Genomic DNA, 3335 nt, shown 5'->3' on the forward strand with positions numbered 1-3335 from the left:
CTCGTGCCGCAACACGATTCGCAGCGCCGGAGTGCTCATCGCGGCCGCGCCGGGCGCGAAGACGATCCGCTGACCGGCGGCCACCCGGCGTTCGGCGTCCACCCGGTCGGCCACCGCGACCGCGGCGACGTCGGACCACTGTGTGACATCACCGGCGGCGCCGCCGGCCAGCGTGGCGAATTGCCGATCCGAGCCGGTGGCCGTCAGCTCGATGTGGTGCGACCAGTCAGTACCCCAGAACGCTTCGACCGCCTCGACGGCGGATCCGATGTCGGCGGCCACCCGGGACAACAACGCCTCACCGGGCGGGCCGCCGAGATTCTCCAGGACGACGCTGCGCTGATCCCCGACGATCAGCGGCGCATCCACCGGCGGCGGTGCCGGGAGGGCCAGCATCGTGACGCCGCTGATCAGCTCGGCTGCCAGCAGCGCGGCCAGCAGGCGGCGGAGTCCGCGGCGCTCAGTAACGGCGCGCGTTGTGGATCGGGCCGGATGAGGTCATCGGCACCACCCGGACCGGCTGACCGTAGGTCGACGAGTGGATCATCATGCCGTCGCCGACGTAGATGCCGGAGTGGGAGGCATCCGAGTAGAAGGTCAGCACGTCGCCCGGCTGCAGGTCCGACAGCGCCACCGGCTGTCCGCCGCTGGCCTGCGCCTGACTGGAGTGCGGCAGGTTGATCCCGGCCTGGTTGAACGCCCACATCACCAGCCCCGAGCAGTCGAACCCGCCCGGTGCGGCCCCACCCCAGACGTAAGGGGTGCCGACCTGGGTCAACGCGGCTTGAACGGCGGTCGCGGCGCCGCCGCTTCCACCACCCGGCGCGCCCATCTCCATCGGGGGTGGCGCATCGGAACCGGGGATCGGGAACCCGGGGATTCCGAATCCGGGAGCCGGGGGCGCTCCGTCGGGGCCGGGCTCGCCCGCTGCGGCTTCCGGGACCGGCCCGGGCTCGGCCATCGCGGTGCGCTGCTGCGGCGTGAGCGCGTAGTACTGCGATTTGACCACCGAGATCTGCAGCTGCAGCCGGCTTTGCTTGGCCTGTAGTTCGGCGCGCACGGCGGCGGCCTGCTCGGCCGCGGTCCGGGCCTCCTCGGCCGACTTGGCGGACGCCTGCTCGGCCTGGTCGGCCTGCTCGCTGGCGACCCGGAACCGCTCCAGCTGCACCGACAGGTCGCTGGCAACCACCCGCTGCACGGCGAGCTTGTCGATCAGCTGCTGCGGTGACTCGGCGGTCAGGATGGCGTCCATGCCCCCGACCCGGCCGCCCATGTAGGTGGTGGCGGCGAACCGGTTGACCGCCGAACGGTAGCCGGACAGTTGTTCCTTGGCAGCGGCGAGCGCGGCCTGGTCGTCGGCGTGCGCCCGGTCCGCGGCCTGCTGTTCGGCCAGCTTCCGGTCGAGGTTGAGCTGCGCGGTGTGCATCGCTTCGGTGGTCTGCTCGGCCTGGCGGGACAACTCGCTGAGTTTCGCCAGCGCGTCGTCGGCCGGATCGGCAGACACGCTGCCGACCCAGGTGCCGGTCAGGGTCGTGACGCCGACCACCAGAGCAGTCGCGACACCGAGAGCAGGACGCCTAAAAGCACGCAGATTCCACCGCATACGTTCGAGCTTCAAGATTGCATCCTTAACACTGCCCAGGGAGGTACGTGGCCGTGCCGCCGCCGAAAGTACGTAAGGGTCTCGAACAGGTTACGAAATGGCAACGGCATTGTCCATCGCGAGCCGCCACTTTAACACCCGGCTTCGGGCGGGGCCCGAAGCGGCGCGCCGCCGATCAGGCCACGCCGGAGCGGCGCGCCGGGCCGCCGTCCCGGCGGATCGGGACCAGGCGCAACCGCGGCGCCATCCCGGCCTCGGCGAGCACGTCCAAGGCCGCCCGCTCGTCCTCCAGCAGCTCGGTGGGCGCTCCCAGCAGCACGCTGACCACGCAATCCCGGCAGGCGGGTCCCCGTACCGCGCAGTGGTCACAGTCGATCACCACCGGCTCCGGGTCGACGCGCGGTGCGTCAGTGCGCTCCGAGTGTCCCGAGTGGCCCGAGATCTGTCCCATTGGTGATTCCTCTCGATCGGTTGCCGGCACGCTAACCGTGCCCACCGACAGCTGTCGGTGCGTCGGCCTAGGTTCGGGCCATGACTTCGCGCGCTGACGCCGGGCAGCTGAGTTTTGTGCAACTTGAGGCCCAGCTCGAAGCCACACCGGCCGCCAAGGCACTGCGGGAGACCACCTTCGTGGTGGTGGACCTGGAGACCACCGGCGCCCGCGCCTCCCCCGGCGTCGACGGCGCCGTCGACGCCATCACCGAGATCGGCGCGGTCAAGGTGCGCGGCGGCGTGGTCGAGGGGGAGTTCGCCACCTTGATCAACCCGCAGCGCGGCATCCCGCCGCAGATCGTCCGGTTGACCGGGATCACCACCGCGATGGTGCACGACGCGCCCACGATCGATGCCGTCCTGCCGATGTTTCTGGAGTTCGCCGGGTTCGGCTCAGCCCGCAAGGGCGGCAATGACACCGTGCTGGTCGCCCACAACGCCGGTTTCGACGTCGGGTTCCTGACCGCCGCCGCGCAACGCTGCGGGCTGGGCTGGCCGCGGCCGCCGGTGCTGTGCACGGTCCGGCTGGCACGCCGGGTGCTCAGTCGTGAGGAGGCGCCCAGCGTGCGACTGGCCGAGTTGGCCCGGCTGTTCGCGGTCAGCACCACACCCACCCACCGGGCTCTCGATGACGCCCGCGCCACCGTCGACGTCCTGCACGCCCTCATCGAGCGCGTTGGCAACCAGCGGGTGCACACCTTCGCCGACCTCCGCGCCTACCTGTCGCACGCCACCCCGGCCCAGCGCCGCAAACGCACTCTGGCCGAGGCGCTTCCGCACCGGCCGGGTGTCTACCTGTTCCGCGGGCCGTCCGACGAAGTGCTCTATATCGGCACCGCCACCGACCTGCGCCGCCGGGCCGGTGGGTACTTCAACGGATCCGATCGGCGCAGTCGCATCACCGAGATGGTGGCCCTGGCGACGCGGATCGACCACGTCGAATGCGCGCACCCGCTCGAGGCCGGGGTGCACGAGCTGCGCCTGCTGGCCGCGCACGCCCCGCCCTACAACCGGCGCTCGAAGTTTCCGCGGCGGTGGTGGTGGATCACGCTTTCGCAGGAGGCCTTCCCACGGCTGTCGGTGGTGCGCGCGCCCCGGCACGACCGGGTGATCGGCCCCTTCCGTTCCCGCGCCGACGCCGCCGCGACCGCGGCGCTGCTGGCGCGCTTCACCGGAATCCGAACCTGCACAACGCGGTTGAGCCGTACCGGCCGGCACACCTGCCCGCCGGCCGAAGTCA

Annotated in this window: 3 protein-coding genes and 1 pseudogene; 1 reads left to right on the plus strand and 3 read right to left on the minus strand. The window is 71.3% G+C overall.

The genetic code is table 11. The annotated features are described in order from the left end of the window. From DQP56_RS23305 to DQP56_RS23315, 3 genes and pseudogenes are all read right to left on the minus strand, one after another. Nucleotides 1-396, minus strand: a pseudogene (locus DQP56_RS23305) (hypothetical protein); the annotation flags it as partial. Between the two features lie 64 nt (nt 397-460). Further along, a complete protein-coding gene (gene ripC, locus DQP56_RS23310; protein WP_234825802.1) occupies nt 461-1618 on the minus strand; it encodes a peptidoglycan hydrolase RipC in 1158 nt (385 codons plus the stop codon). Between the two features lie 160 nt (nt 1619-1778). After that, nucleotides 1779-2054, minus strand: a complete 276-nt coding sequence (locus tag DQP56_RS23315; protein ID WP_234825803.1) for a hypothetical protein — start codon at nt 2052-2054, stop codon at nt 1779-1781. Nucleotides 2055-2134: 80 nt separating this feature from the next. On the opposite strand from DQP56_RS23315, the gene DQP56_RS23320 reads away from it, so the two are divergent. After that, nucleotides 2135-3335: DEDD exonuclease domain-containing protein (locus DQP56_RS23320; protein WP_112689421.1), on the plus strand; the 1201-nt coding region annotated here is incomplete at its 3' end.

Origin of the sequence: Mycolicibacter senuensis, assembly GCF_003284925.1 — a bacterium.
Taxonomy (GTDB): Bacteria; Actinomycetota; Actinomycetes; order Mycobacteriales; family Mycobacteriaceae; genus Mycobacterium; species Mycobacterium algericum_A.